Annotated in this window: 26 protein-coding genes and 1 tRNA gene; 11 read left to right on the forward strand and 16 right to left on the reverse strand. The window is 49.1% G+C overall.

Features of this window, described 5'->3' with window-relative positions; translation table 11 throughout:
- Positions 1-5: 5 nt before the first annotated feature.
- Both GVJ32_RS05075 and GVJ32_RS05080 read left to right on the forward strand, forming a co-directional pair.
- Complete coding sequence (locus GVJ32_RS05075; RefSeq protein WP_159238974.1) at positions 6-911, forward strand: LysR substrate-binding domain-containing protein; 906 nt, start codon at positions 6-8, stop codon at positions 909-911.
- A 237-nt stretch (positions 912-1,148) separates the two neighbouring features.
- Complete coding sequence (locus tag GVJ32_RS05080) at positions 1,149-1,352, forward strand: hypothetical protein (protein ID WP_159238975.1); 204 nt, start codon at positions 1,149-1,151, stop codon at positions 1,350-1,352.
- Between the two features lie 79 nt (positions 1,353-1,431).
- On the opposite strand, the gene GVJ32_RS05085 is transcribed toward GVJ32_RS05080, so the two are convergent.
- Positions 1,432-2,943, reverse strand: a complete 1,512-nt coding sequence (locus tag GVJ32_RS05085; protein ID WP_159238976.1) for a transglutaminase-like domain-containing protein — start codon at positions 2,941-2,943, stop codon at positions 1,432-1,434.
- Positions 2,940-3,833 (reverse strand): alpha/beta hydrolase, encoded by an 894-nt coding sequence (locus GVJ32_RS05090; protein ID WP_159238977.1) that lies wholly within the window; start codon positions 3,831-3,833, stop codon positions 2,940-2,942. Before GVJ32_RS05090 ends, GVJ32_RS05085 begins: the two co-directional genes overlap by 4 nt.
- A 240-nt stretch (positions 3,834-4,073) precedes the next feature.
- On the opposite strand from GVJ32_RS05090, the gene pomA reads away from it, so the two are divergent.
- From pomA to GVJ32_RS05110, 4 genes are all read left to right on the forward strand, one after another.
- Positions 4,074-4,844, forward strand: coding sequence for a flagellar motor protein PomA (gene pomA / locus GVJ32_RS05095; protein WP_159238978.1), 771 nt, complete (start codon positions 4,074-4,076; stop codon positions 4,842-4,844).
- Positions 4,845-5,684 (forward strand): flagellar motor protein MotB, encoded by an 840-nt coding sequence (locus GVJ32_RS05100; protein ID WP_159238979.1) that lies wholly within the window; start codon positions 4,845-4,847, stop codon positions 5,682-5,684. It abuts the gene before it with no gap.
- Positions 5,685-5,764: 80 nt separating this feature from the next.
- Positions 5,765-6,313 carry a hypothetical protein gene (locus GVJ32_RS05105; RefSeq protein WP_159238980.1) on the forward strand — a complete coding sequence of 183 codons (549 nt, stop codon included), beginning with the start codon at positions 5,765-5,767 and terminating at the stop codon, positions 6,311-6,313.
- 182 nt (positions 6,314-6,495) lie between these two features.
- Positions 6,496-6,834, forward strand: coding sequence for a HopJ type III effector protein (locus tag GVJ32_RS05110; RefSeq protein WP_159238981.1), 339 nt, complete (start codon positions 6,496-6,498; stop codon positions 6,832-6,834).
- A gap of 44 nt (positions 6,835-6,878) precedes the next feature.
- Here the strand turns inward: GVJ32_RS05110 and bfr are convergent, their stop codons facing one another.
- Together bfr and GVJ32_RS05120 are read right to left on the reverse strand one after the other, a co-directional pair.
- The gene (gene bfr / locus GVJ32_RS05115; RefSeq protein WP_159238982.1) at positions 6,879-7,358 is read right to left on the reverse strand and encodes a bacterioferritin; all 480 of its coding nucleotides are present in this window, start codon (positions 7,356-7,358) and stop codon (positions 6,879-6,881) included.
- A gap of 130 nt (positions 7,359-7,488) precedes the next feature.
- On the reverse strand, positions 7,489-7,686 hold the full coding sequence (locus tag GVJ32_RS05120) for a bacterioferritin-associated ferredoxin (protein WP_103683134.1): 198 nt from the start codon (positions 7,684-7,686) through the stop codon (positions 7,489-7,491).
- A gap of 243 nt (positions 7,687-7,929) precedes the next feature.
- Here GVJ32_RS05120 and GVJ32_RS05125 point away from each other — a divergent pair, with 243 nt between their 5' ends.
- Entirely contained in the window at positions 7,930-8,532 is a 603-nt protein-coding gene (locus tag GVJ32_RS05125; protein ID WP_159238983.1) for a peroxiredoxin, read from the forward strand.
- A 121-nt stretch (positions 8,533-8,653) separates the two neighbouring features.
- On the opposite strand, the gene GVJ32_RS05130 is transcribed toward GVJ32_RS05125, so the two are convergent.
- The 8 genes from GVJ32_RS05130 to GVJ32_RS05165 all read right to left on the reverse strand — a co-directional run bounded on the left by GVJ32_RS05130 (position 8,654) and on the right by GVJ32_RS05165 (position 15,467).
- Positions 8,654-9,235: a superoxide dismutase gene (locus GVJ32_RS05130; RefSeq protein ID WP_159238984.1), complete on the reverse strand. Its 582-nt coding sequence runs from the start codon at positions 9,233-9,235 to the stop codon at positions 8,654-8,656.
- Positions 9,236-9,346: 111 nt separating this feature from the next.
- Positions 9,347-9,979, reverse strand: a complete 633-nt coding sequence (gene rnt, locus GVJ32_RS05135) for a ribonuclease T (RefSeq protein WP_159238985.1) — start codon at positions 9,977-9,979, stop codon at positions 9,347-9,349.
- Positions 9,980-9,986: 7 nt separating this feature from the next.
- The gene (pyrC, locus tag GVJ32_RS05140) at positions 9,987-11,021 is read right to left on the reverse strand and encodes a dihydroorotase (protein WP_159238986.1); all 1,035 of its coding nucleotides are present in this window, start codon (positions 11,019-11,021) and stop codon (positions 9,987-9,989) included.
- Positions 11,022-11,169: 148 nt separating this feature from the next.
- Positions 11,170-11,472 carry a ComEA family DNA-binding protein gene (locus GVJ32_RS05145; protein WP_159238987.1) on the reverse strand — a complete coding sequence of 101 codons (303 nt, stop codon included), beginning with the start codon at positions 11,470-11,472 and terminating at the stop codon, positions 11,170-11,172.
- 114 nt (positions 11,473-11,586) lie between these two features.
- Positions 11,587-12,645: a polyamine ABC transporter substrate-binding protein gene (locus GVJ32_RS05150; protein WP_200841341.1), complete on the reverse strand. Its 1,059-nt coding sequence runs from the start codon at positions 12,643-12,645 to the stop codon at positions 11,587-11,589.
- 40 nt (positions 12,646-12,685) lie between these two features.
- Entirely contained in the window at positions 12,686-13,468 is a 783-nt protein-coding gene (locus tag GVJ32_RS05155; RefSeq protein ID WP_159238988.1) for an ABC transporter permease, read from the reverse strand.
- Positions 13,455-14,381, reverse strand: a complete 927-nt coding sequence (locus GVJ32_RS05160) for an ABC transporter permease (RefSeq protein ID WP_235035046.1) — start codon at positions 14,379-14,381, stop codon at positions 13,455-13,457. The genes GVJ32_RS05155 and GVJ32_RS05160 overlap by 14 nt, the downstream gene beginning before the upstream one ends.
- Positions 14,382-14,384: 3 nt before the next feature.
- On the reverse strand, positions 14,385-15,467 hold the full coding sequence (locus GVJ32_RS05165) for an ABC transporter ATP-binding protein (protein ID WP_159238989.1): 1,083 nt from the start codon (positions 15,465-15,467) through the stop codon (positions 14,385-14,387).
- 215 nt (positions 15,468-15,682) lie between these two features.
- Between GVJ32_RS05165 and GVJ32_RS05170 the strand changes: the two genes are divergently transcribed.
- Both GVJ32_RS05170 and GVJ32_RS05175 read left to right on the forward strand, forming a co-directional pair.
- Complete coding sequence (locus tag GVJ32_RS05170) at positions 15,683-16,906, forward strand: argininosuccinate synthase (protein ID WP_159238990.1); 1,224 nt, start codon at positions 15,683-15,685, stop codon at positions 16,904-16,906.
- A gap of 139 nt (positions 16,907-17,045) precedes the next feature.
- Positions 17,046-19,997, forward strand: a complete 2,952-nt coding sequence (locus tag GVJ32_RS05175; protein ID WP_159238991.1) for a choice-of-anchor I family protein — start codon at positions 17,046-17,048, stop codon at positions 19,995-19,997.
- Positions 19,998-20,073: 76 nt separating this feature from the next.
- Here GVJ32_RS05175 and GVJ32_RS05180 read toward each other — a convergent pair whose 3' ends face one another.
- Both GVJ32_RS05180 and GVJ32_RS05185 read right to left on the reverse strand, forming a co-directional pair.
- Complete coding sequence (locus GVJ32_RS05180; protein ID WP_159238992.1) at positions 20,074-20,616, reverse strand: response regulator transcription factor; 543 nt, start codon at positions 20,614-20,616, stop codon at positions 20,074-20,076.
- A complete protein-coding gene (locus GVJ32_RS05185) occupies positions 20,613-21,746 on the reverse strand; it encodes an ATP-binding protein (protein WP_435808068.1) in 1,134 nt (377 codons plus the stop codon). The genes GVJ32_RS05180 and GVJ32_RS05185 overlap by 4 nt, the downstream gene beginning before the upstream one ends.
- A 417-nt stretch (positions 21,747-22,163) precedes the next feature.
- On the opposite strand from GVJ32_RS05185, the gene GVJ32_RS05190 reads away from it, so the two are divergent.
- Positions 22,164-22,703: a PepSY domain-containing protein gene (locus tag GVJ32_RS05190; protein ID WP_159238994.1), complete on the forward strand. Its 540-nt coding sequence runs from the start codon at positions 22,164-22,166 to the stop codon at positions 22,701-22,703.
- Here the strand turns inward: GVJ32_RS05190 and GVJ32_RS05195 are convergent.
- Together GVJ32_RS05195 and GVJ32_RS05200 are read right to left on the reverse strand one after the other, a co-directional pair.
- Positions 22,700-23,854 (reverse strand): FAD-dependent oxidoreductase, encoded by a 1,155-nt coding sequence (locus tag GVJ32_RS05195; RefSeq protein ID WP_159238995.1) that lies wholly within the window; start codon positions 23,852-23,854, stop codon positions 22,700-22,702. The two genes, GVJ32_RS05190 and GVJ32_RS05195, sit on opposite strands and share 4 nt — an antisense overlap.
- 266 nt (positions 23,855-24,120) lie before the next feature.
- Positions 24,121-24,207, reverse strand: a tRNA-Leu gene (locus GVJ32_RS05200).
- Between the two features lie 120 nt (positions 24,208-24,327).
- On the opposite strand from GVJ32_RS05200, the gene rnr reads away from it, so the two are divergent.
- Positions 24,328-26,826: a ribonuclease R gene (gene rnr / locus GVJ32_RS05205; protein WP_159238996.1), complete on the forward strand. Its 2,499-nt coding sequence runs from the start codon at positions 24,328-24,330 to the stop codon at positions 26,824-26,826.
- The last annotated feature ends 2 nt before the right edge of the window (positions 26,827-26,828 follow it).

A 26,828-nucleotide genomic window follows, 5' to 3' on the forward strand; every position in this document is an offset into this window, starting at 1 on the left:
TAATAGTGAGCGATTGGCGAGGGGTAAGTGAATTTGTGGCGGTGGTCGAGGCTGAGAGCTTTACCGGCGCGGCAAAGCGCTTGGGTTTGTCAGTAGCGCAGGTGAGTCGTCAAGTTAGTGAGCTGGAAGACCGCCTTGGTGCGAAGTTGTTTTATAGGACAACACGCAAAGTGACGGTGACTGAGGTGGCCGCGGTGTATTACCAGCACTGTCGAAGTGTACTTGACGGCTTGGCAGATGCCGAGCGTGCTATTTCTGACCTACAGAGTTCACCACGGGGAAAAATTAAATTAACCGCGCCAATTACCTACGGCGAAGAAAGCGTGATGCCGTTGGTAAATGATTTCGTGAAGTTATACCCGCAGCTCGAAATTGACTGTCAGCTAAGTAATCACACGGTAGATATATTGGCAGAATCCTATGACCTAGCCATACGGGTTGGCAGCTTAAAGGATTCCAGCATGATAGCCAAAAAGCTGTCTTCGCGGCGGCGCTATGTGTGTGCATCATCAGAGTATTTGAATCGCTACGGCATGCCGCATACCTTGGCAGAATTAGATCGCCATAATTGTTTGACCGGCGCGTCGGAGTATTGGCGATTTCACGAAAAGAGCAAATTGCGCACGGTGCGTGTCACTGGGAATATTCATTGTAATAGTGGTTACGCCTTGGTGGATGCGGCGGTGAAAGGCTTGGGCATCATTCAACTGCCGGATTATTACGTGATGTCTTATCTTGAGAGCGGGGATTTAATTACCTTGCTCGATAGTTACCAAGAACCGGAGGAAGGGATATGGGCGCTGTATCCGCAAAATCGGCATTTGTCGCCAAAGCTGAAATTGCTGCTTAAATACCTTGCTGACAATCTGCCCGATAGCCTGCGGAATGCGGGTGCTGTCGTAAGTTCTTAGGCCGCTTCTGGCTTTTTGTTTTGCTGAGTGAATTGGTAATACTTAGCAGCTAAGAGATCCTATTACTTACGCAAGTGTGACAAATTGTCACAATTCTTTTTGAATTCCTCCAAAATTGTCATATTTCATTAATACGAATGTAACAATTTAACACGATAATTAATCCGTTAAGGCCCTCGTGCAGTGTGTGAAGGTTGCCGCATTTAAGATTAGCTGCCTAAGGGCGACGGAGTAGATATGAGTGTAAATAGTTTTGTACGTGTACTGATGCTGGCAGCAGTTGCTGTTGTTGCGCCAATGAGCGCCATGGCTGATGAGCCCGCCCAGCTGATTGAAGAAGTAACGGTTGTCGGTGCTGTTCGCAGCGGCGCTGTTGAGGTTGCGGATATTGATTTGGCTGCGGACGACGCGCTGCAAGACATGCCAGTTGCTTACGAGTAAGCCTGTCTTAGTTATACTGTTTTTGTGTAGTCGTTTTATCTCCACTATTGGTCTTTATTTTCAGGAGTCGTTGAGTTGATCAGCGACTCCTGATTTGTATTGCCGATGTTATTTTTATTTTTTGCAGTTGTTCATTAATCCGCAAAATATCAGCTTGGTCGCCATTGCTTAGGCCAAGGGCGATGTGGCCGGCACTAAATTCCCCTAATCCGCTGTCGTAACTTTCCCAGCGCTCTCCCGTCCAAGCTTGAACCCAAGCGTGGGGTACAAACACATATTTTCGCCCCAGAAATCGCTCGTTAGTATAGGCGAGACCAAATACAACTCGCGTTGGAATTTGCGCCGCGCGGGCCAGCGTGGCAAGTAATAGTGCGTGTTCGGTGCAATCGCCTTGCTTACTGTTGTAGGCCTCAAGGGCGGTGGCATAGCCAGAGTAACTCGGTTCCTCACTCATATGTCTAGCGACGTAGCGGGTAAGACGTTGCATTTGGCCGCTCGCGCTGCTGCTGTTGGGTAATATATCTGCGACCACGTTTTTAAATATGGGGGTTTGTGCTGGCAGCCAATAGTTGCCCTCTAGGGTGTCGCGCAGTGTTGAGTTGTCGGGTGGCGTTTCGGTGCCACAGTCTTTGCACACAATAATTTCAGCTCCGTCTAGTGTTCTATTACTGCGCTGCTCATAGGTATTGGGTAAATCTAGCTGGAAGTCGCCACTTAGCTGGTAACGAATTTTTCCGTGTAACGCGGTATCGGAGATTTTATAAGGCGATTGAATGAGCTGCCGGTAAACGTGGGTATTCGGCACAAAGCTGGCGGTTGCGCAGGCCTTGTCACAGCTAGTGATAAGAAGTTCTTCACCATTGGAGTGGCTGCGCTCTTCTAGTACGTGGAATTGGGTGTCGGTGAATATATCGGTGTGCTTACTATTGGAATTGAGGCCGGTGGTTTTCTGTATACGCCATGCGTAATCGGGGTGTTCGCTACTGGTGTAGGGGCTGATTCGCAGCTGCGTTTTGTCAAACTGCCGGGTGCTGAAATTCCAGCTGTAATATTCAAATTCCTGTCGGGTGTCAGCTAGTTTTATTAGCGTGAGCCTAAGGCCTTCGGCTAATAAAAATGGCTGGGGGATGGGGTAGCGTTCGATGGTTGAAGAATTGTCGCGTTTTAAAATCAGCGTTTTACCTTTTATGGTGGCGCTCATTTTGTGATTGGCGGTGTCTGAGCTCACTGTTTTGAAAAGCGCTATCGGTTTGCCCGCCAAAGATTCGTGATAGTTGAGAGTCGTCGCTATTTCACGGTCGGGAACGCCGGGTTGACTGAGGGTGAGGGTTAAGGTTTCGGTGGTTTTAAGCAGTTTTGTTTCCTGTTCCCTCGTAATGTGGCGATACCCCATTTTGTGATCGCCAAGGCTTACGGTTTGCCACTTTTCGCTGCTAAAGCGTTGATTTTCAGCTGTCGTGTTTACACGATTGTTTGTGCAGGCACTTAGCGTAGCGACAATAAGGGTCAGCGCAATAAGCAGATATTTTTGCGAGGCTAAGCTTAATGTCCCGCGTCTAAAAGAATTACTTAGGCAGTACGAGCGTCTCATGTAGGCGTGCCGAGGAGTTGATTGTCTCGCAGCCACTGGTAGCTTTTTGCCACCACTTGCTGGCAGTCTTCCTGCAGGGCCATATGGCCAGCACCGCTAATCACATCATGACTGACCATTGGCGATACACGGGCGATATTACGGGCAAAATCAGCGTGCTTGTGTAGATACGAATGCTCCGCGCGCAGAACCAGTGTGGGCACAGTAATATGGCGCAGCGCTCGCCAGGGTGTATAGGTGTGCTGAAAGTTGTGAGCTTCCCATTCGCGGCTGTAGCGCAGGGTAAAACTGCCATCGCTTTGCTCAACTAGGCCAGCTCGGGCGTAATCCTCAAAGGCCGCATCTGAAAACCGTCGGTATGCAGATTTTTTGCGATGGTAGCTAATAAATGCTGCGTGGCTTTCCCATTGGGGTTTTCTTCGTTTAGTGCTTTTGACTAAGTTCATTTGTCCCATCAATGTCGACGGCGCAATTGCCGCGACCATGGGTAGAATTCGACCTGGGATGGTGGCAGGGTCAAACATGAGCAATGCTTTGAATAGATCTGGCCGCTTTGCGGCGGCAATGGCGCTAACTGTGCCGCCAATAGAGTGCCCCATCGCTATGACGGGGCCTGAATGTTGTGTTTTTCTGCGATGATCAAGAAATGCGATGAGATCGTCAGCGTGCTGGCGCCATGTGAATCCTCGCGGCGTCGGCTGCGAGTCCCATGCCCCCCGATTTTCAAGTGCAGCAATAGTAAAATTGTCTTGGAAGTGTTCTAGAAAAAAATGGTAGCTGCCAACGGGGAAGCCATTTGCTGCCGCAAAATGCAGAGTGTCATTTGCACTTCCGCCTTCAAGCCAGCTCGCTGGGCCGCGGCCAAAATCTAATTGATGAGTGGTAAACATGGAGTAGTTTCATTAGTTCTGTTAGTGATTAGCAAGCATACCATGCCAAAAAGCGTGGCGTGTATGGCTCGTGCTAATGCGGAAAATAGAAAATTGCCTATGCGCTATCAGGGTATTCTCTTATACAGAGAGTGATTCTTCAGCCGTTAAGTGGGTTACGTATTAGGGCAATAGTCGACGACACACATTCCGTCAGCCGACTATAAGCCGGTGTAGGTAACAAAGGTATTGGAGAAGACTTTGGATATCGCAACGCTATTAGGCATGTTAGGGGCGCTGGGCGTCATAGTTGTGGCTATTTTGATCGGCGGCAGCGCAAGTGGGTTTATCGATACTCCGAGCTTATTAATTGTGGTCGGCGGCGGCCTACTCGCCAATTTGGTTAAGTTTCCACTTGATCAAACCATGGGGGCTTTTAAGGTCGCCTCCCGCGCATTTGTTCATAAACCAACCAGCTCAGAAGCCCTAATTGCGCAGTGCATGGAAATGGCTGGCGTGGCCCGTAAAGAAGGCTTGTTAGGCCTTGAATCGCTAGAGATTAGCAACGAATTTTTAAACAAGGGCGTGCAAATGGCCATTGACGGCCACGACCCAGAATTTGTACGTAGAGTCTTGAATAAAGAAATTAACATGGCTATTGAGCGCCACGAAATGGGCGAGGCGGTGTTTAAAGGCTTTGGTGAGTCGGCACCTGCAATGGGAATGATCGGCACACTGGTGGGTTTAGTGCAGATGATGTCGAATATGTCTGACCCTAAAGCGATTGGTCCGGCTATGGCGGTGGCGCTGTTAACGACCTTGTACGGCGCGGTACTGGCGAATGTTGTTGCTTTACCAATAGCAGAAAAGCTCGCCTTTAGAACCTCTGAAGAGCGCCGTAATCGTCATCTTATTCTTGAGGCAGTTGACGGAATTCAAGAGGGGGTCAATCCACGTGTATTAGAATCCTTGCTGTCGACATATTTGCCTGATAATAAGCGCGAGCCAGAGAAAAAGGCTGAGGAGGCGTAGATGGATGACGTTCCGGTAAAAAAAGCTGATGCAGGGGCGCCCGCGTGGGTGCTTACCTTTGCAGATTTGATGTCGCTACTTCTCGCCTTCTTTGTACTTCTTTTCTCATTTTCAGAAATGGATAAGCAGAAATTCAAGGAACTGTCGGGCTCAATGAAAGACGCTTTTGGGGTGCAGCGGGACATTCCCGCCTTTAAGCCACCGATTGGCACTAGCATGATTGCCCGAGATTTTACCCCCGGCACCGTACGACCTACGGTGGAACGAGAGGTGCGTCAGCAAGCGTTACAGGAGATGACCAAGTTTGTATCAGAGGAAGCCGATGATGACATGCTGGATGATTTAGAAAAGGTAAAAGAGCATTTGGCTCTAGAAATTAGCGAAGGCTTGGTAGAAGTAGAAAACGATGGCAATAAAGTGATTATTATCCGGATTCGGGAACGGGGATCGTTTCCCTCCGGTAAGGCAGAACTCTCTCCGGGGTTTGATACCGTAATTGAAAAATTTGGCATGGTTTTAAACGATATCGCCGGTCAGATTGTGGTGGCGGGGCATACCGATAACCTCCCTATTCATACCGACAGATTCTACTCAAACTGGGATTTGTCATCGGCACGGGCGGCTACGGTGATCGGCAGTATCGTCCAGAGCAGCGGTCAGCTACCAAGCCGCTTTAGAGTCGCTGGTTACGCAGATACTCGTCCGATTGAAGACAACAGTACAGAGGAGGGGCGGGCTAGAAACCGTCGCGTCGAGATATTCATGTTGCGTGGCTCCACTAAAGACCCCTTAGAAGGGCAAGTTATGGGAGAGTATGGTGCGTCGATGACGGCGCAATAAGATATAGTCGTATTTGCTGCGCTTAAGGTGGCATTCAGTTAACTCCTGATACTTTACAGCTACACAAAGGAGAAGCGACTATGACAAATATCAAAGCACTACATATTGGACCGCCAGCGTTGATCCGTAATTTCGCACTTACGGCGCTGCTGATTGTGGCTGTTGCGGTATCGCCAAAGCAGGCCCACGCCGACGGGGTAGAAACCGCCGCTGCAATTATGATTGGCGCGGCAGTTTTATATGCCGCACATGATTCCTATAAAGACGATCGCCGTTATAGCAAAAATCATGTGCATGACAGGCATTGCGGCCATCAGGTGAGCTACCGTGACACGGGCCATCACAATTACAGTAATAGTTATAACAATGGTTATCGGAATCAAAAAGTGTATACCGATGTTCATGCTGGCCACAGCAGTCATAAATATTACAAAGGTAAGGACTATAAAAAAGGCAAAGACTATCGCCATGACAAGCACGATAACCGGTCTGACCGCTTTGCACGCGACAACCACGGTCGTGACCATCAGGGTAGTAACAAGCAATATGGCCGAGGTAATTTAAATGATCGTCAAAAGCATAATCAGGCTTACTGGAATACGCGAGTGAATGTAAATCAGCGTCACTAATGCCTAGGTGACATAGCATTACAATACCGGACTCGCTCCGGTATTTTTTTGTGGCGAATTTATGAACCTTGAAGAGTGCTTTCCTAGGTATAATTAGTTCTTGAGAGGTACCGCGTAGTGTCGAGAATAATGAAGCTACGTTTGCCGTCTCTGGTTTTTATGCACTATAAACAGGATATTAAATGACAAGCGACCAGCTAATAGAAAAGCTTAAGCAAGCGCCGCAACCTTTTACAGATGTTATCGCGCTTATTGATGCGGAATACACTTTTGTTCCCACTACATTTAAAAATGGTGATCAGCAAAATCAAGCAGGTACGAACAATGGTTCCTGCAAGATTTTTGCCTTTGGACGTTTGCATCAATTAACAGCGCAGGCAACCTTAAATGCCTTCGGTGATTTTTATACTCAAGATGTTTTGGGGAACCCTGATGGTAGCGATCACGCAAATATTCGCAATTTTATGCGCAGTGGTTGGGCGGGGGTGAGTTTTGAGGGCGAAGCTTTAACGCCAAAGTGAGTGGCGAGGCGCCCCTGATGGGACGCCGAATTGTTGGCGAGTGATTACGCGCCGATGCCGCCCATCATAGACTGCTGATAATTCTGAATACCTACTTTGTCGATCAAGCTGAGCTGGGTTTCCAGCCAATCGACATGTTCTTCTTCAGATTCCAGAATGCTTTCCATCAGTTCACGGCTAATATAGTCGCCGACTGACTCGCAGTACTTAATACCGTCTTTAAGATCCGGAATTGCCCTTAGCTCAAGGCTTAGGTCGCATTCCAGCATTTCCTTGGTGTTCTCACCAATGAGTAATTTGCCGAGGTCTTGAAGATTAGGCAGGCCTTCTAAAAACAGAATACGCTCGATGAGTTGATCGGCGTGCTTCATCTCGTCGATAGACTCATGGTATTCGTAGTCGGCTAACTCCTTCAGTCCCCAATCTTTAAACATGCGGGAGTGGAGGAAATATTGATTAATCGCCACGAGTTCATTGCCGAGGGCTTTATTGAGGTAGGCAATAACCTTGTTGTCACCTTTCATGCTTGCTGTCCTTTGTGCGATTAGCTGATTGTGAGGCGTAAAGTGTGCGCCCAGACTAAGCGGAAAGTCAAGCTAAGTGATTGATTTTAAAGAGGTAAGAGAAGGGTAAAACTAATCGTTATCAGTTGCGTTACGCTGCTGCATAACAGAGGTTTTCGTCGTAGCTGTTTAAATAGCTATCGTAAATATCGCGGGCGAGTGAGCCGCATTTGCCACATTGGCTGGCTAATTCAAGTTGACGACGAACCTCGCGGAAGCTGCCAGCACCGGCATCTACAGCGTCGCGGATATGCTTGTCGGTAATACCTTTACAGAGACAAACGTACATACTTTTTGAATCTCAGTGGGCTCGAAATTGAATGTCAACGATAATGCAAATGAGAATGCTTGTCAATTATGTATTTTCGTATATTACAGTCAGGTTTCAATAGCGCATAGCTATGATGGCGATAAGAAAATTCAATGGGATTGGGCGGGGGTGGCGTGTATGATTGCCGGTCTGAATCATGTTTTTACGGCATGTTTTGTCGTTTAATAAACTTATATTAACTATTAATCAGAGGTGTATTACATGGGCGTTCTCGTAGGCAAGCCAGCTCCAGATTTCACATGCGCAGCAGTACTTGGTACTGGCGAAATTGTTGATAGCTTTACTTTAAGCGAAGTAGCTAAAGGCAAATACGCTTTACTGTTCTTTTACCCACTGGACTTCACATTCGTTTGCCCGTCAGAACTGATTGCACTAGATCACCGCATGGATAAATTCCGTGAGCTTGGTGTGGAAGTGATCAGTGTCTCAATCGATTCTCAGTTCACTCACAATGCATGGCGCAACACCGCTATTAAAGACGGCGGTATTGGTCCAGTAACTTATACTATGGCTGCTGATGTTCGTCATGACATTTGCCGTGCCTACGACGTAGAAGCTGAAGGCGGTGTTGCTTTCCGTGGTGCGTTCTTAATCGACAAAGAAGGCATGGTTCGTTCGCAATTAGTTAACGATCTGCCACTTGGCCGTAACGTTGATGAGCTAGTGCGTTTGGTTGAAGCACTGCAATTCCACGAAGAGCACGGCGAAGTATGCCCAGCTGGTTGGAATAAAGGCGACAAAGGCATGAATGCATCACCAGACGGCGTTGCTGCCTACTTGGCTGAGAATTCAGATAAGCTGTGATGAGATAGTCGGGCGTCGGAAGTCGGACGCCAGATGCTAAAACGAAAAAGCCCGATGCGTGAAACGCATCGGGCTTTTTTTATCCGACGCCCGACCTCAGACGTCCGACCAAATTTTGCAATTAAGCAAAATTAGCCGCAGCAAATTCCCAGTTCACCAAATTCCAGAAGCCTTCCAAATACTTTGGACGAGCATTGCGGTAGTCGATGTAATAAGCGTGTTCCCATACGTCGGCGGTAAACAGTGGTGTTTGACCTTCGCGAGCGATTGGGGTATCAGCGTCATCGGTGTTAACGATTTCTAAGCTGCCGTTAGTGTTTTTAACCAGCCACGTCCAGCCTGAGCCAAAGTTGCCAACGGCTTTGCCATTGAATGCGGTTTTGAATTCGTCAAAAGAACCAAATGCTTTATCAATTGCAGCAGCTAGTTCACCAGTTGGGGCGCCGCCGCCATTTGGGCTAAGGCTGTTCCAGTAGAACGTGTGGTTCCAAACCTGAGCGGCTTGGTTGAATAAAACACCTTTAGACGTTTTGATGATGTCTTCTAGTGACTTACCTTCAAACTCGCTACCAGGTACCAATTCATTTAATTTGGTTAAGTAGGCGTTGTGGTGCTTGCCGTGGTGGAAGTCGAGGGTTTCGGCAGAAATGTGTGGTTCCAGCGCGTCTTTTGCGTAGGGTAGTGCAGGTAATTCAAAAGCCATGTGATTCTCTCCTGAGTATGGTTTTGGGTTGTAACGCAGTTAAATGTTGTACCTGATTTACATGATGTTTCGCTGACACTTCACTGTTGGTCGTGAATTAATGCAGCAAAATCAGGGCCAACGCCAGCCTCCTAATTGTTGCCAGCGATTGACGATCTGGCAGAACAGCTCGGCAGTTTTAAAGGCATCGTAAGCAGCGCTGTGAGCTTCGCTATTGTCGAAGTCGATATCGGCTAACTGGCAAGCTCTAGCCAGTACGGTATGGCCGTAGGCAAGCCCTGAGAGGCTAGCGGTATCCATAACCGAAAAGGGGTGGAAGGGATTGCGTTTGATATTACTGCGCTCGATGGCGGCTAAAACAAAGCCGAGATCAAAGTGCGCATTGTGTCCCACCAGCACCGCTCGGGTGCACCCACTGGCTTTAACTTGCTGACGAATTCGTTTCATCAGCTCGCCCATTACAGTCACTTCTTTCTGTGCCTGCCTTAATGGGTTATGGGGGTCGATACCCGTGAATTCAAGGGCGGCGGGTTCTAAATTTGCGCCTTCGAAGGGTTCAACGTTGTAGCTCACGGTGTCGTCGGGCTCGAGCTGGCCAGAATCATCCATACGTAAAAACGTCGCTGCTATTTCTAGCACCGCGTCTGTTTGACTGTTAAAGCCACCGGTTTCGACGTCGATAACAACCGGGAGAAAGCCTCGAAAGCGTTGCGCAATCATCGATTTTTCATCGTTGAAGTCCATAGTTGTCTCAGGCTATCTGCCAGTGCAGTTGTTCACCGCCCCGCAGTGGGTAAATAGTGTCGCCGCCAAGGGGAAGTTGCTCTGGGGCGATCCAGCTGTTCTTCTGCAAAATAATGGTGTCGTTATTGCGTGGCAAACCGTAGAAATCGGGGCCATAAAAGCTAGCAAAGGCTTCTAGTTTGTCGAGTTTTCCCGCAGCTTCAAATGCTTCTACATATAATTCAATTGCTGCGTAGGCAGTGTAACAGCCTGCGCAGCCACAGCTGGCTTCTTTTCGGTGGCGTGCGTGAGGGGCCGAGTCTGTCCCCAAGAAAAATTTGGGGCTGCCTGACGTTGCTGCGGCGATCAGTGCCTGCTGATGGGTGTTGCGTTTAAGAATGGGGAGGCAGTAATAGTGCGGGCGAATGCCACCGGCCAACATGTGATTGCGGTTATACAGCAGATGATGGGCGGTGATGGTTGCCGCGACGTTATCTGCTGACTCACTTACAAACTGTGCTGCGTCAGCCGTTGTAATATGTTCGAGTACCAACTTTAGCGCTGGAAAATGCGTGCAGATTTGACGCAAATAGCGGTCGATGAATTGTGCTTCGCGATCAAAAATATCGATTTCAGCGTCGGTGACTTCACCGTGAACAAGCAGCGGCAAGCCGTGCTTTTCCATGCTTTCTAGCACTGGATAGAGCTTTTCGATGCTGGTGACGCCAGAATCCGAATTGGTAGTAGCACCGGCAGGATAAAGCTTTGCAGCATAGACCACGTCTGACGCAGCGGCGGCGGCAATGTCTTCTGGCTGGGTGTTGTCGGTTAGATAAAGCACCATTAACGGCTGCAGTTTGTGGCCAGTGGTGGGTAATGCTTGCTCAATGCGCTGACGATATGCCGTTGCTTCGGCAAGATTGCGCACTGGTGGCGTTAAATTTGGCATGACGATCACGCGGCCGAAATAGCGGCTTGCGTCTGCGACGGTATGGCTTAATACCTCGCCGTCTCGCAAATGAATATGCCAGTCGTCGGGTCGGGTAATTTCTAAGGTTTGCATGCTGAGCCTTACTGCTAGCGTCCGCCGAGCTACCTATAAGGGCCGGCTTTGGAGGTGTGGTATCTGGCGGAGAATGCTACAGGAATTTGAAGGGGGTATAAACACCTGCCGCCGTGTTGTGACGGGTGTTTATACCGGTCTAGCTGGTTTACTCGTCTGCTGGTTTTGATTTGCTGGCGCTGAATGTCAGCTCATCGCTGTTGGCAGCGATCACGCTGCGCCCAATGCCCGGAACCTTCATTAGTTCTTCGGCTGAGTTGATTGAGGCGTTTTCTTCGCGGTAGCGAATAATGGCTTCAGCGCGTTTAGGGCCAACACCTTTGAGTGTTTGTAGCTCCTCTGCGGTGGCGGTATTAACGTCTAGCGCATAGCTGGGGCTAAGAAAACCGAGGCTTAGAACGAGGGCGAGTAAAATACGAGTGGCCGACAAGCGGCGTAGAATAGTTTTCATCGTAAAATCCTTTTCAAGATGAATTATGTGAAGTTTGTTAAAGCAGACACTTTATCTGTGCCTGCTTCTAGAATAGAACACACCGGCTATTATGCAAAGCCGGTGTGGAGGGGATTAACGAACTTTTATTTCAGTCCATAATTTATTGATTAGGCGGCGTTGTTTGGCATTGCGCGCGCCGACGGTCTCGAGGGTTTTTTGTGCTTCGTCGTCAGGGAAGATAGCGGAGATTTTCAGAATCTCTGGCTCGATAAATGGTGTGGCGGCCGCATTTGGATTTCCGGTGCCAACAACATTAGTTAACTCTGCGGCGTTTTCGGGTGCCATCATAAAGTTAATAAATTGCAGCGCCAGTTCAGGATTGCGGGCTTTTTTCGGGATGACCATATTATCCAAGGCCAATACTGCACCTTGTTTTGGTAGTACGAAGTTCACGCTAAAGTCACGCCCAGCATCTGCTGCGTCTACACGCGCTTGGAACATGTCGCTGGAGTAGCCGTGGGCAACCCAGATATTGCCAACGGTTAGTTCTTTAATATAGCTAGAAGAGTTAAACGCTGCCCAGTAAGGTTTGGCTTTTAAGATCAGCGCCTGAGCTTCTTTTAGGTGTTTTTCGTCGTTGTCGTTGATCGAGTAACCGAGGTATTTAAGCGCAGCGCCGAATAGCTCTTCTGAATCGTCCATTACCGTCACCTTGCCTTTGATTTTTTCCAGCACGGCGGGGTCAAAAATAATAGACCAGTTGCTCGGATCGATGCCTAGCTCAGCGATTTTTTCTTCGTTGTAACCGATAAGCGTAGTAGTGAAGGCATAGGGTAGTGAGTAGACGTTGCCAGGGTCGTAAGCTTTGTCGAGAAAGCCCTTGGCAGTGTTGCCTAAATTGCTTAGCTTGCTTTTATTGAGTGGCAGCAGAAAGCCCTGCTTAACCAATGCTTCGACGGCGTTTTGGGTGGGAATAACAACGTCGTAATCACCGGCGCCGGCGAGCAGTTTTGCCATCATTTCTTCGGTGGCAGAGAAGTAATCCTGCACAACTTTACAGCCACACTGCTCTTCAAAGCGGGTGACTGTGTCTTCGGCGATATAGTCGTTCCAGTTAAATAAATGTAACGCTTTCTCGGCCATAGCAAATTGCGAAAGGCACAGCACAAAACAGCACAGTATCTTTTTCACGGTAGCGTCCTTTTAAAAGGGTTGGGTAAGGGGTAGTGGCTTAGTTTCTCAACACCGTTGGTGAGATTCGGGAAAGCGCGGTGATTAGTACCAGCGTGACCAGCATGAGCAAGGTCGACACCGCGTTGACTTCTGGGGTGACAGCAATTTTGACCATGGAATAAATCTCCAGAGGCAACGTTGAGCTGCCAACGCCTGCAGTAAAAAACGTAATTACAAAATCGTCAATAGAAAGTGTAAAGGCCATCATGCCGCCGGCAATAATGCCGGGTTTCAGAAGTGGCAGGGTGATGAGTCGAAATGCCTGAAACGGAGTGGCGCCAAGGTCGCGCGCCGCCTCTACTAGGCTTTGATCCATGCCTGAAAGTCGCGATTGCACCGCTAATGCGACAAAGCCAATACAGAAGCTAACGTGGGCGAGAATGATGGAGGTCATGCCCAGCGTGACGTTAAAAAGGATAAACATCAGCAGCAGGCTGACCCCGATTAAAATATCGGGCATGGCGATGGGGCCGAGCACTAAGGCCGACAGCCATTTTTGCCGAAATCGGTAAATGGCGAGGCCAGCTAAGGTGCCGAGTATGGTGGCTAGCAGGGCGCTAATAACGGCGATAATGAGCGAGTTTGCCGCCGCGTGTAAGATGTCGCCGTTTTGGAATAATTTGTCATACCACTTCCATGTAAAGCCGACCCACTCGGCATTGAGCTTTGAGTCGTTAAATGAAAACAGCACTACGACGGCCAAGGGAATGTATAAAAACAGATACACCATGCCGCCGGCCGCAATGAGAAATTTGCTGGGGTAGGCGTTACTTCTTGCCATTGTTTTCTCCAGCGGGGCTACCTAGTTTGGCGGCTAGTAGTACAAGCACTAGCGTAATAGCGGTAAGAACCAGTGACAATACACTGCCAAATGGCCAGTCGCGGGATTCGACAAACTGCTGCTTAATGACATTGCCGATCATGATGCCATTGGTGCCGCCGAGTAGGTCTGGGATGGCAAAAATCCCCAGCGACGGAATGAAAACTAATACCGCGCCAGCATATATGCCGGGCAGAGACAGCGGCCAGGTAATCAGCCAGAAACATTGAAAACGATTGGCGCCAAGGTCTTGCGCAGCATCTAGCAAGCGGTGGTCGTGTTTTTCTAAATTAGCGTACAGGGGCAGGATCATAAAGGGCAGGTGGACATACACTAAGCAGATAATGACCGCGGTGCCGCTGAACATTAGCGTAATGGGCTCTAGGCCAAGGCTGCTGGTGACCACATTGAGGGCGGCGGTCAGTGCGCCTTGGGGGCTAAAAATAATCATCCACGCGTAAATGCGCACCAGAAAATTACTCCAAAATGGGAGTATGACTAGCAATAGCAGTAAATCGCGATGGCGCTTCTTGCTTCGCGCAATCATCAGGGCGAGTGGGTAGGCCATGATGACGCAGATCAGAGTGGTGGCTAAGGCATAGGCCAATGATTTTAGGAGTAACCCTAAATAGATGTCTGATTCAAATAGGCGCTGCCAATTTTCTAAGGTTAGGTCTAGGGTGAATTGGCCGTCTTCAATGTAATACCAAGGCGCTAGGCCGCCGTATTCACCTGAGAAGCGAAACGAGGCGAACAGCATCATTAGGCTGGGCACCGCAAAAAGTAGCAGCAGGTATAAGCCTGGCGGCAGTGATAGCAAAATACGGCTTAGACGTTCAGCGCGGTTTGGCATTTTTGAGTTCAGCGTCGTCACTGATCAAGCTACCAAATGGCCGGCATCGGTGTGCCAAGCAATTTTTACGGCGTCGCCGGTGTCGAATAGTCGAGTGCGACCGGGGGCGTCATTGGCGAGCATGGCCTCTATTAATACACCATTGGCGAGTTCGATGATGTAAACCGTTACGTCGCCCAAATACAGCATGTCGTGCACTTTACCGCTGAATAGCACCTCGTCGTCGGTGATATCTAATTGTGCCGCGAGGCGAATTTTTTCTGGTCGCAGGGTGAGGGCGCAAGTGTCACCGACAGCAAAGTCGATTTCTGGGTTTGCGCAAACGTCTAGCTCCCCTAAACCTGCAATGGCGATGCGCAGCTGTTTTTCAGCAACACTTACCACAGTGGCATCGAGGAGATTGCACTGGCCGATAAAGTCCGCGACAAAGCGATTGTCTGGGCAGCTGTAAAGTACCGACGGCTCATCGATCTGGCTAATTGTGCCCTTATTCATGACCGCAATACGGTGCGAAAGCGCCAGCGCTTCGCCCTGATCGTGGGTGACGTAGACAAAGGTGATGCCAATTTCTTTTTGAAGATTAATAAGCTCGATCTGCATTTGTTCGCGCAATTTTGCATCTAGTGCAGACAGGGGTTCATCGAGTAATAGGAGCCGCGGGCGGTTTACCAAAGCGCGGGCGATGGCAATTCGCTGCTTTTGGCCGCCGGAAAGCTCGTCGGGATAGTGCTTAGCCTTGTCCGGTAGGCGCACATCTTCAAGAATTTCGCGCACCATTAAGTCGATAACCGGTTTGGCGATTTTGGTCATGCGCAGTGGAAAGGCGATATTCTCCGCAACGGTCATGTGGGGAAACAGCGCGTAACTTTGAAATACGGTGTGAATTGGGCGCTGTTCAGGGTTTAGCGCTGTTAGAGGCTTGCCGTCGAGTAATATTTCACCCTCGTCGACCTGATCAAAGCCCGCGATAAGGCGCAGTAGCGTCGTTTTTCCACAACCGGAAGGGCCGAGTAGGGTAAAAAACTCGCCTGCTTGAATATTCAGACTCACCTTGTCTAAGGCCACAAAGTCGCCAAAACGGCGCGAAACGTCAATGATTTCTAACACTGCTTGGGGGGCTTCCGTGGCGGTTTGCAATGGGCGCTATTTTTTTCCGCTGAAGGCCTCCGCGTCAATAGCTTTTGTGCGCGCATTTTGCATTGTTTTGAGCGATTAATACCGCGCTTTAAAGCGGCATGGCGCGGCGGCGTAAAGATCGGTAAAATGGCGGTCTTTTTCATCCCGCAGGCATGGCGTTTTGCGGGGCTTCAGCGGAGTGTGTAATGTCGGATATCAACAAGGTTGTGTTGGCCTATTCAGGTGGCCTCGATACCTCGGTTATTGTCAGGTGGCTGCAAGATACCTATAAGTGTGAGGTGGTGACGTTTACCGCCGATATAGGTCAGGGCGAAGAAGTAGAGCCTGCGCGCGCTAAGGCCAAGGCGCTGGGTGTGCAAGAAATTTACATCGACGACCTCCGTGAAGAATATGTCCGCGATTTTGTGTACCCCATGTTTCGCGCTAATGCGATTTACGAAGGTGAATACCTGCTGGGCACCTCTATCGCGCGTCCGCTGATTGCTAAGCGCTTAATCGAGATTGCCAACGAGACCGGCGCCGATGCCATTTCTCATGGGGCGACCGGCAAAGGTAATGATCAGGTGCGCTTTGAGTTGGGTGCATACTCACTCAAGCCAGGTATTAAGGTTATTGCACCTTGGCGTGAATGGGACCTAACTTCACGTGAAACTTTGATGGCATATTGTGCAGAGCGCAATATTCCGGTGGATTACGCCGGTAAAAAGAAAAAATCGCCCTACTCTATGGATGCTAACTTGCTGCACATCTCTTACGAGGGCGGCAATTTGGAAGACCCGTACTGGGAGCCAGAAGAAGATATGTGGCGTTGGAGTGTTAGCCCTGAAGCGGCACCAGATACCCCAACGTATATTGAAATTGGCTATCAAAATGGCGACCCGGTGACCTTAAACGGTGAAGCCCTGAGTCCGGCAACCATGCTGGCAACCTTGAATAAGCTTGGCGGCGACAACGGCATTGGCCGTTTAGATCTGGTAGAAAACCGCTATGTGGGGATGAAGTCGCGGGGTTGTTATGAAACGCCTGGTGGCACCATCATGTTGCGCGCTCATCGCGCCATAGAGTCGATTACACTAGATCGCGAAGCGGCGCATTTAAAAGATGAATTGATGCCGCGTTACGCTAAATTGATTTATAACGGTTACTGGTTCAGCCCTGAGCGTCGTATGTTGCAAGCCGCTATTGATGAATCGCAGGAGTTTGTGAACGGCGTAGTTCGCCTGAAACTCTACAAAGGCAATGTGGTCGTAGTGGGTCGTAAATCAGATAATTCTTTATTTGACGAGGCAATTGCTACCTTCGAAGACGATGCTGGCGCGTACAACCAAAAGGACGCTGAGGGCTTTATTAAGCTCAATGCGCTGCGTTTGCGCATTGCCGCGAATAAGGGACGTTCACAGCTGTCTTAATTGTCAGCACAAAAAGGGGCGATACAGCCCCTTTTTGTTTTTAAAGATAAAAAAACAATAACGACCATATTTTGGTCACTATGCTAAAGCTCCGGTGCACCGTTGGCGCTGACTGTATTTGCAAAATGGGACGCAATTAATGACTTTTTTTGAACCGCAAAACTATCTACGCAGCCTTAAGATTATGTCCTTTGCAGTTGGTGTCGCGACGATAGCGGCCTGCAGTGGTGACGGCAATAATACTTCCAGCTTTAAAGGCACAGAACCTAACTCTCGACAGTTTAATATCACTGAAAGCTTGGCAACGGTTTCATTTGCCGGTGGTTCAACCTTGAACCTTACCGAGAGTTTGGGCAGCGGTGCTTTTCGTCCGATACAAGAATCAAATGACGTGTTTTACACAGTTAGTGATCGCGGCCCGACCATTGACTGTGCAGATAGCCAGGCGGCTATTGGCGTTGCCAATTTTTGCGGCGCAAGCACTGGCTCTATTTTTGCGCTTCCCAGCTATGTGCCCAAAATTGTTAAGTGGCAGCTTAGTGGGATTGGTACAGAATTAAAACTCGAGCAAGTCGAAGTGATAAGCCTAACGGGCAGCAATGGCCTTGAATTAAATGGTTTGCCCAATAACTTTACAAATGCGCTGAATGAAAAAGCCTTTGATAGCAATGGTAGTGAGTTGCAGCCGACGGCGAATGGGATTGACCCAGAAGCCATTGTTAAGCTCGACAATGGTAAGTACTGGATTGCCGAAGAGAATGGCCCAAGCCTGCTTCTTGTTGATACCGATGGTCGGATTTTACAGCGCCAGGTTCCTGCTGGTGCTGCCTTTGATCTTGGTGGTGCGAATTACACCGTTAAAGATGACATTTTACCGGCTATTTTTTCGCGCCGTAAAATTGGTCGTGGCATCGAAGCCTTGGCCTTGAGTCCAGACAATGAGTATTTGTATTTTATTATGCAAAGCCCGCTGGCGAATCCGAGTAACGACGCTGCGAATAATTCACGTATTGTGCGTATCGGTAAAATTCAGTTGAACTCTGACGGTACGCCTAGCGCAATGGTCGGGGAGTATTTGTATAAGCTCGACGCTGCGTCGAACTACGCAATCAAATCGACAAATAGTGGCGACTTAGATAGCAACGGAGATTTTGTTCCACAAGGCGACGTTACCATTAATGAAGCGGTTGCCCTTGCAGAAGATTATTTGGTGGTGGTAGAGCAGGCGAGAACAGTTAGTAAATATTTCAGAATTAATCTTGCCAATGCCACCGATATACTCGGAAGTGCTTGGGATTTTGTTGGCACGGTACCCAGCTTGGAAGAGCAGGAGAATCTAGTTGATACGAAGTTTGTAACTAAGCAATTAGGTTTTGATTCGTTGACCACACCATTGCCTACAACCATCAATGCACTGGTGAAAAACATTGAAGGTATGGCGCTGCTGGATTCAAATTTTGCGGTACTGCTTAATGACAATCAATATGGCATTTACGGTGAGGCGAGTATTGCCGCGGTTGCGCCAATTGGTTCGTACATTGTGCAATCCTCGGCACCCATTGAACCGTCATTAGATTATGCTGATTCGGCATCGTATAAGCGTAGCGATGCGATATTCGGCTCCAATGCGGCTACTGCCGTAACAACAGATAGTGCTACAGGTCAAATGTTTGTAGTGAATAAACAGGCTAACTCGGTAGACGTATGGGATATTTCCACTCCGCTAACGCCACCTTCAAGCAGTAGCCAGTTAAACCTTGCCGCAGCGGCAAGTAATGCCGGCGTTTCTATCGGTGCGCCTAAATGGGTAACGATTGGCAGTAGCTATGTCGCGGTGGCAATTGATAATGTGAACCCGCAGGCGAACGGTATTGTTGCCTTGTACTCCTTGGCTGATCTGAGTTTAGAAGCTACATATAGTGTTGGGGCGGCACCTAAAATGCTGGCGTTTGACGGTTTGTCTACCCGTATCGCCGTTGCTAACGAAGGCGTGCCGAGTAACGATTACAGCTCTGATCCAGTGGGTTCGGTTAGCATTATCGATATTTCAAGTGGTGTAGACAGCCCAACTATTACGACGATTGGTTTTCAGGATTTTAATGTAGGCGCTAGTCGAGCGGCTGAATTGCCGGCGGCGGTGCGAATCTTCGGTGCGAATAGCCCTACGGTAGCGCAAGATTTGGAGCCTGAGCATCTTGCTGTGTCTTTGAATAACGCTAAGTTATTTGTGACCCTGCAAGAGAATAATGCCGTTGCTGTTATTGATTTAGGTAGCTTGAGCATTGATCGTATTATCGCGCTGGGTAGTAAAGATTTTGGTGCTGTCGGCAATGAGCTCGATGTGAATGATAACGGCACCGTAGAAATTCGCACATGGGATGGTGTTTACGGCCTGTATCAACCGGATGGCATTGCGGCCTACAGATTTGGCAATAAAAATTATTTTGTCACGGCCAATGAAGGTAAAGTGCGGACAAATTCGGCCTTTAGCGACGCGGTTCGAGCTAGGGATTTAGACGGCTTTGGTCAGCCTGAAATTGATGTTGGTAATCCCAATTATTTTGCGGCTCGAGACAATAATCAGCTGGGGCGTTTGTTCGCAAGCAATGATGCTGGTGATACGGATGGCGACGGCGATATTGATGAGATCTCGGCATTTGGTGCTCGATCATTTTCTATTTGGAGTGAAGAGGGCGTGTTGATGTATGACTCCGGATCGGATCTTGCCAAAGTAAGCCAGGCAGTGGTGGGTGCCGGTTTTAATGATCGTGATCAAGCAAGTGATGATAGCGGCGCAGAACCTAAAGGTGTTGCTCTGTTGTCTAGCGGGAATCGCATTTACGCTTTTATTAGCTTGGAGCGCACTGGTGGTATCGCAATCTACGATATTACCTCCCCGCTGGGTGTGCAGTTTGTGCAGTACGTGAATAATCGCGATTTTGCTAACAGTAACCAAGGGCAGGGCTCTGGGGATATTGGTGCTGATGGCATTGCCGCGTTTTTCTTAAATAGCAGCGCGTATCTGGCTGTTGCAAATGCACAGACGGGTAATGTGAGAGTGATTAAAGTTGATTCTGGTGTGAGTCAGTAATTAATAATTTGCTTACAAAAAGCCGCGCCTATTAAAGCGCGGTTTTTTTTCGCCATTTAATAGGCGTTTGGGCGGCTTAGGATTTAACTGGCCGCTTTTGTAATTTTCTTTGCAGTGTCCGGCGGTGCATACCAAGTTGGCGAGCAGTTTCAGAAATATTGCCGTCGTTTTCTGCTAGTACCCGCTGTATGTGTTCCCACTCGATTCTGTCTAAAGACGGTGGGCTGAGTGTGTCGGTGGGTACGTCATGCTGGCTTGACTGATCATCAAACGCAGAGAGGATTTCTCTGGTACCAGCAGGCTTTTGCAAATAGTTTTCTGCCCCCATTTTGATTGCGTCAACAGTGGTGGCGATGCTGGAGTAGCCGGTAAGTACGATCATTCGCAAATGGGGAAAGCGTTTTCGCAGCAGGGGAATCAGGCTTAGCCCCGAGCGGGTTTCTAACTTTAAATCGATAACGGCTTTGTCTGGGGTAAAGTTTTCACATTGTTGCAGCGCATCCGCCACGCTATGGGCGACCTCGACTGTGTAGCCTCGGCGTTTCAGTGATCGACTCAACGCTGTACTAAAGGTGATGTCGTCATCAACTAATAAAAATTTTTCTGAACTTTGGCTCATGCTGGCCTCTGTATTTTATCCAGCGGTAATATTAATTCCACTTGGCTGCCGCCGCCTTCCCGCTGCTGCCAGCTCAATGTACCGCCATAGCGATTGGCGGTGGCATGGCTGAGGAATAAGCCCAAACCGCGGCCTTTGCCCTTGGTGCTGATAAATGCTTTGGTCAATATGCTGGCCTGCTCGGGGCTAAGTCCTGGGCCGCGATCTTTTATGGCGAATATGAGTTCGCTACTGCTATGGCTTAATGCCAAGCCAATATGGTCTGGACTGACATCGGCCGCATTGTTTAGTAAGTTTAAAATTGCCTGACTAACCGTGCCATCAAGCCGTAATGCTAGCGCTGTGGTATCGGCACTAATTTCAGTTTGCAGTTCACACGCGGGGCGTAATACCTGCCATCGCTCGGCTAATTCTGCTAAATAATCGCCAGCATTAATCGAGATCACTTCGCCCTCGCTTAGGTCGCGGGCGGTGCTGACTAATTTATTTAAAATGTCTTTGCAGTGGTCGAGTTGTTGTTCTAGTAAACGGATGTCCTCGGCGTCTTCAGCGGTTTTTTGCTCGGCCAAATCCTCCAGTATTACCTTCATTGTTGAAAGTGGTGTGCCGAATTCGTGGGCGGTGCCGGCGGCAAGGGTGGCGACCGCTAACATTTGCTCATCTTGGAGTCGGTGTTCGCGGCTGCGCGCTAATTCATTTTCACGCTGACGTAAGCGCTGAGCCATTTTAAACACAAAGTAACTTATCAGCAGTGCGCTGACGAGAAAGCTAGCCCACATACCAAGGATATGAGTGTTGGGCGACATGCCGTGTTGGTGGTGTAGCGGTGCTACTGCCTCTAAAGGAATAAAGAAAAATAATAATAAGCTATAGGCCGCGCAGGCGAGGGCGCTAAGCGTCCACGCATACGCCCAAGCTAGGGTCGCGGCAGAAATACAAAGGGGCACGAGTAAATACGAAATAAAGGGATTGTTCGCGCCGCCAGAGAAATACAGTACGNCGCTAAAACCAACAATATCTACACACAGATGGACAAATAATTCGATGTCCGTCACTGGCCAGCTGCGAAAACTGCGCCACCAGCTGAAAACCGCAAAAACGGAGATCGCAGCAAGCAGCAGTTTTAACATAACGTAGGGTAGCAGCCAGCCTAATTGGGTTTCAGCATAAAATACGGCGCCGAATTGACCGGCGATAACCAAGCTGCGAATTATACATAGGCCGCGTAAGTTGGCTGTGTTTGGATTTAAGCTCACGTTTTATGTGCCTTGGTGACCATGGTTATATTCAGTGCGCGTGAAATTATAAGTATACGCGGGTCTTGTCGGTAGCGACGAGCTTTGGCTGCGACACTTTGTCGCATGCTTCTCTCAGACTATCTCGCCAATACGTATATGGCTACATGGCTACGGGGGTATGGTCACAAGATGGCAAATTGATTTCATGGATGGCTGAATATTTCTATAATTTATGGCGGGCTATGGCTGTAATGTTCTGGGTAAACAGGGATAATTCGGGGCTATTTTCATTGCTAAGAGCTTAGTCTGATGTCGCGCAAACTCATTGTTACTATTCACCTATACCTTGCCGCTTTCTTTTCACCCATTGTTATTATTATGGCGCTGTCTGGCGGCTTGTATCTGTTGGACTACGAAGGTGAAGTAGTTCGTAGCGAAGTCGGGCACGTAGCCGACGCTCGCTTAGACGCCGATAGTCAAACTTTAAGAAGCGATGTTGTCGCAATTCTCGCCACTCTTGATATTGACGCTAGGGTAGAAGAGGTTCGGGTGCGCGGTACAAATTTTTATACCCGTCCCTCAAGTCGTCAAAATTACACCCTAAGACAAACTGAGTCGGGGGTGGATGTAGAAGTTGCCAACCCAAATTTGCAGGCCATGATGATGGAATTACATAAAGGTCATGGGCCTAAAATTTATGTCCTGCTCGAGACTGTGTTTGCCGTGGGCTTGATGTTGATTATGCTCAGTGGAATGTATTTAGGCTGGATGTCGACTGCGTATAAACAAAAAACTATTCTGCTTAGTGCTGCTGGTTTGCTCGTGTTTGCTGCGGCTGTGTTGCTTTAGTTTAACTTTGAAAACATGGCCATAAAGCGCCGGTCGATGGTGTCTTTCCAGCGCCATACCCAGCGACCTTGCAGAGCGGGAAAAAAGCGCCTATATGCAATTGCGTCCTTGTCGCCCAATGCGAGTATGCTTAAAAAATGCTGCTGAGGGTGGTGTTTTACCAAGGGTTTGGCTAATAGTTTTCTTTGCAAATTCTGAAATAAAATCGGCCCTTGTCTAACGGCAAACACACCAGCGTGTGGTCGAGGGTGATTGTATTGTTGCGCCACATCACCAGACGCAAATACAAAGGAATGGCTGCTCGATTGCAGCGTGTCATGCACGCTAATAAAGCCCTGCTTCTTGGTATCTAATCCTGATTTCTTTGGCCATTCTGGTGCGCTTGCACTGGTACACCAAAATATATAATCGCAGTGCAGTGAGCGCTTATCTGCAAAATACATTTTGTTGTGCTTTAACTCGTACACTTCGCTGTGATTGTGGAGAGTGATGCCTGCCTTGCTTAGTGCGGCGTGTGCGCGATGGCGAATGCGGCGCGGGAATTGTTTAAGCGGCTCATCGTTTCGATAAACAAAGTGAAACCTGACCTCGCGAGAAATGCCCGCGTGATGCAACACCGCGTGCTGCATCGCCATGATTAATTCGACTCCCGCCGCGCCGCCACCTACCACGCCAATAGATTTAGCGGAATTGCCTGAGCAAAGTTCATTTAGCGTTTGCTGCCAGCGCGGATAAAACTCGCTGATGGGCTTAACTGGGGTGGCAAATGTGCTAGCCCCCTCAATGGCTAAATTGGGCGTAATACCGCTATTAAGGGACAGCACGTCGAATTTTATGGTGCGATCGTTTTCGTTTAGGTGTAGCTGTTTGCCTGCAAGGTCAATGTGCGCGAGGCTAGCTTGAATAAATTTCGCCCCTGCAAACTGGCAGAGTTGAATTAAATCTATATGGGTAGCGGCTTGGCTGTAGTGACCTGCAATAAGCCCGGGTAGCATGCCAGAGTATGGTGTTTGATGCTGCGGGGAAATCAACGTTAGCTTTACGCCAGCAAGTGGGTTTAAGCCCCACAATTTGAGTACTTGCACATGTGCATGGCCGCCGCCGATGAGAATCAGTTCCTTATTGCTGATATGTGTATTCCCCTCTTTCATATGGCGATGGGTGTTTTGACGTGCGATTGCAAAGATTGGAGTGTAAATCTGTAGCGAGCAATATGTAATCGATTTGCAGGTCTTTTATTCTCGTCATTTTATTGAGAGATTGTGGGGCGCAGGGAGTTAAGCGTGAGAGCTTAGCTATAATGAAGGCAGAAAATATGAGAGCTTGCTGTTGGGGGACTAAATTTTTGCGTGATTCGACGGCAGCAATTTCAGTTGGTGCTGTTTTTAAGTTTTTGAAAATACTTGGGTTTTTGTTTTGGTGCCCAGGAGAGGACTTGAACCTCCACCCCCTTGCGAGGACCAGCACCTGAAGCTGGCGTGTCTACCAATTTCACCACCTGGGCAGGAGGTGTGCGGCTATTATGCCGAGGCGCGCAATTTACTGATAGAAAGTATTTTTGTCAACGGTTGCGTTACACTAGCGAATAAGTTTTTAAATCCCGTTTCAAAGGAAGTTTTACTGAATGGCAAAACGCCGCAATCTCCCCGATCCCCATGCCGAGCGCGAGGCTTCGCGTTACGATAATCCTGTACCCAGCCGCGAATTTATTCTCGAGCAGTTGAAAGATGTAGAGAATGGTTTGAGCTTGTCGCAGTTGCGCCGGCAGTTAGAGATCGAGGGCGAAGATCAGGAGGAGGGTTTGCGGCGTCGCGTGAAAGCTATGCTTCGCGACGGTCAGATTATCGAGGGACGGCGGGGGCGCTTGCGTGCGATCAGTGGTGGTGACGCCATGCTCGGGCGGGTGCAGGGGCATCGCGACGGTTTCGGGTTCGTGGTTATTGATGGCGAAGATGAGGATGTGTATTTGGCGAACCGCCAAATGCAGCAGGTGTTTGATGGTGATGTCGTCAAGGTTGAAGTAACCGGTGTTGATCAGCGTGGTCGGCGTGAGGGCGTGATTATTGAGGTTGTTGAGCATAATACTCAGCAATTAGTTGGTAAGCTGATGATGCATCGAGGCTTGCCACAGGTGGTGCCCGAAAATACTCGTATCCAAAATTGGTTGGCACTGGAAGATAACGACGTTGCGACCGCTAAAGAAGGCGATTACGTGATGGTCGAGCTGACCCAGCAGCCCGGTGCACGTCAGCAGGCGCGCGGTCGGATTACTGAGGTTTTGGGTGATCGTCGCACCGTGGGTGTGGCAACCGAGTTGGCGGTTCGTAGCCACGACATTCCTTTTGAGTGGCCGGAAGCCGTCGATGACGAGGCGCGGCGTTTTGGTTCTGAGCCTTTAGAAAAAGATAAGAAGCATCGGGTGGATCTGCGGGAGTTACCGCTGGTCACTATTGACGGCGAGGATGCTCGCGACTTTGACGACGCGGTGTATTGTGAACCGAAAAAATCGGGTGGCTGGCGGTTGTGGGTAGCGATTGCGGATGTTTCGCATTATGTTCAGGTCGGCTCGGCCTTGGATGAAGAGGCGAATAAGCGCGCTACCTCGGTCTATTTTCCTGATCGAGTTGTGCCGATGCTGCCAGAGGCGCTTTCAAATGGTTTGTGCTCATTAAAACCGAATGTAGATCGCTTAACGATGGTCTGTGAAATGACCATTAGTGCGACGGGAAAACTCAGCGGCTACCAGTTTTATGAAGGTTTGATTCGCTCTCATGCGCGGCTGACGTATAACGAAGTGGGCGCTTTGCTGGAACTTAAAGAGGTTGATCCGAGCTACGATACAGGCAAAAATCGCGCTGTCTTACCGCACCTAAAAGATTTGCAGGATCTTTATCACGTTTTGCGTAAAGCGCGATCTGAGCGCGGTGCCATCGATTTTGAAACGGTTGAAACCCGTATCGTGTTTAATGATGAAAAGCGGATTGAAGCGATTGTGCCGATTCGTCGCCACGACGCGCATCGTTTAATAGAAGAGTGCATGTTGTGTGCAAACGTTGCCACGGCCAAGGCATTGGATCGTGCTGGCTTAGAGGCCTTGTATCGCGTTCATAATGGCCCTAGTGAGCAAAAGCTGACTAACCTTCGCACATTTTTACAAGAGATTGGTTTAGGTCTACGTGGCGGTGTGGAGCCAAGCCCTAAAGATTATCAATTACTGTTGTCGAGCTTGGGTGAGCGTCCCGATGCGGCGGTCATTCAAACAATGATGCTGCGTTCTTTGAGTCAGGCGGTGTATCAGCCCGACAACGAAGGTCATTTTGGTTTGCACTATTCGGGTTATACCCATTTTACCTCGCCCATACGTCGCTACCCTGATTTGCTTGTGCATCGCGCTTTGCGCTATTTAGTGCGCAGCGGCGGTGGCGAGGCAGCGAAGTGTTTCCTTAAAGTAGATGGTGCGCCGGCGCTAAGTCGGAAAAAAATCTATCCCTATGATATGGAAGCGCTAGTTGCGCAGGGTATGCATTGCTCGATGGCTGAGCGTCGAGCTGATGATGCCAGCCGCGATGTAATGGCATTTTTGAAGTGCGAATTTTTGCAGGAGCATGTCGGTAGTGAGTTTGATGGCGTTATCGCAGCGGTGACCGGCTTCGGCATGTTTGTCGAGCTTAAAGACTTATATATCGAAGGCTTAGTGCATATCTCTGCCTTGCCGCAGGATTATTACCAGTTTGATCAAGCCCATCAGCGCCTTGTTGGTGAGCGCACGCGTCGAGTATTCCAATTGGGTGATACCGTGCGGGTGCAGGTGATGGGGGTTGATCTTGATCAGCGTAAAATAGATTTGGCTTTGCCGGCAGGTGAGCCGGCAAAGCGTCAAAAGCCTTCTGTGCGTGAGGCTTTAGCAAAAGGAGTGATGCCGGCGTCAGGTGCTAAAACCCCTAAAGGCAAGGCGCCAGCTAAGAGTGGTGCGGCGAAACGTCGCGGCGCTAAATCTAAGGCAGCGGCACCAAAGGCAGCGGCGAAAAAAACGCCAGCGGCAAAGGCAAAGAAAACAGGAGTGGGGGCTAAAACCGCCGCTGCAAGAAAATCGGGCGCTTCTGGCAAGCGTCGCAGTCGATAGAG

This window comes from Zhongshania aliphaticivorans (assembly GCF_902705855.1).
GTDB classification, from domain to species: Bacteria; Pseudomonadota; Gammaproteobacteria; order Pseudomonadales; family Spongiibacteraceae; genus Spongiibacter; species Spongiibacter aliphaticivorans_B.

Coding starts and splice junctions, on each gene's coding strand:
- GVJ32_RS05080 (WP_159238975.1), top strand. CDS start 1,149: ATGAGTGTAAATAGTTTTGTACGTGTACTGATGCTGGCAGCAGTTGCT.
- GVJ32_RS05085 (WP_159238976.1), bottom strand. CDS start 2,943: ATGAGACGCTCGTACTGCCTAAGTAATTCTTTTAGACGCGGGACATTA.
- GVJ32_RS05090 (WP_159238977.1), bottom strand. CDS start 3,833: ATGTTTACCACTCATCAATTAGATTTTGGCCGCGGCCCAGCGAGCTGG.
- GVJ32_RS05100 (WP_159238979.1), top strand. CDS start 4,845: ATGGATGACGTTCCGGTAAAAAAAGCTGATGCAGGGGCGCCCGCGTGG.
- GVJ32_RS05105 (WP_159238980.1), top strand. CDS start 5,765: ATGACAAATATCAAAGCACTACATATTGGACCGCCAGCGTTGATCCGT.
- GVJ32_RS05110 (WP_159238981.1), top strand. CDS start 6,496: ATGACAAGCGACCAGCTAATAGAAAAGCTTAAGCAAGCGCCGCAACCT.
- bfr (WP_159238982.1), bottom strand. CDS start 7,358: ATGAAAGGTGACAACAAGGTTATTGCCTACCTCAATAAAGCCCTCGGC.
- GVJ32_RS05120 (WP_103683134.1), bottom strand. CDS start 7,686: ATGTACGTTTGTCTCTGTAAAGGTATTACCGACAAGCATATCCGCGAC.
- GVJ32_RS05125 (WP_159238983.1), top strand. CDS start 7,930: ATGGGCGTTCTCGTAGGCAAGCCAGCTCCAGATTTCACATGCGCAGCA.
- GVJ32_RS05130 (WP_159238984.1), bottom strand. CDS start 9,235: ATGGCTTTTGAATTACCTGCACTACCCTACGCAAAAGACGCGCTGGAA.
- rnt (WP_159238985.1), bottom strand. CDS start 9,979: ATGGACTTCAACGATGAAAAATCGATGATTGCGCAACGCTTTCGAGGC.
- pyrC (WP_159238986.1), bottom strand. CDS start 11,021: ATGCAAACCTTAGAAATTACCCGACCCGACGACTGGCATATTCATTTG.
- GVJ32_RS05145 (WP_159238987.1), bottom strand. CDS start 11,472: ATGAAAACTATTCTACGCCGCTTGTCGGCCACTCGTATTTTACTCGCC.
- GVJ32_RS05155 (WP_159238988.1), bottom strand. CDS start 13,468: ATGGCAAGAAGTAACGCCTACCCCAGCAAATTTCTCATTGCGGCCGGC.
- GVJ32_RS05170 (WP_159238990.1), top strand. CDS start 15,683: ATGTCGGATATCAACAAGGTTGTGTTGGCCTATTCAGGTGGCCTCGAT.
- GVJ32_RS05175 (WP_159238991.1), top strand. CDS start 17,046: ATGACTTTTTTTGAACCGCAAAACTATCTACGCAGCCTTAAGATTATG.
- GVJ32_RS05180 (WP_159238992.1), bottom strand. CDS start 20,616: ATGAGCCAAAGTTCAGAAAAATTTTTATTAGTTGATGACGACATCACC.
- GVJ32_RS05190 (WP_159238994.1), top strand. CDS start 22,164: ATGTCGCGCAAACTCATTGTTACTATTCACCTATACCTTGCCGCTTTC.
- GVJ32_RS05195 (WP_159238995.1), bottom strand. CDS start 23,854: ATGAAAGAGGGGAATACACATATCAGCAATAAGGAACTGATTCTCATC.
- rnr (WP_159238996.1), top strand. CDS start 24,328: ATGGCAAAACGCCGCAATCTCCCCGATCCCCATGCCGAGCGCGAGGCT.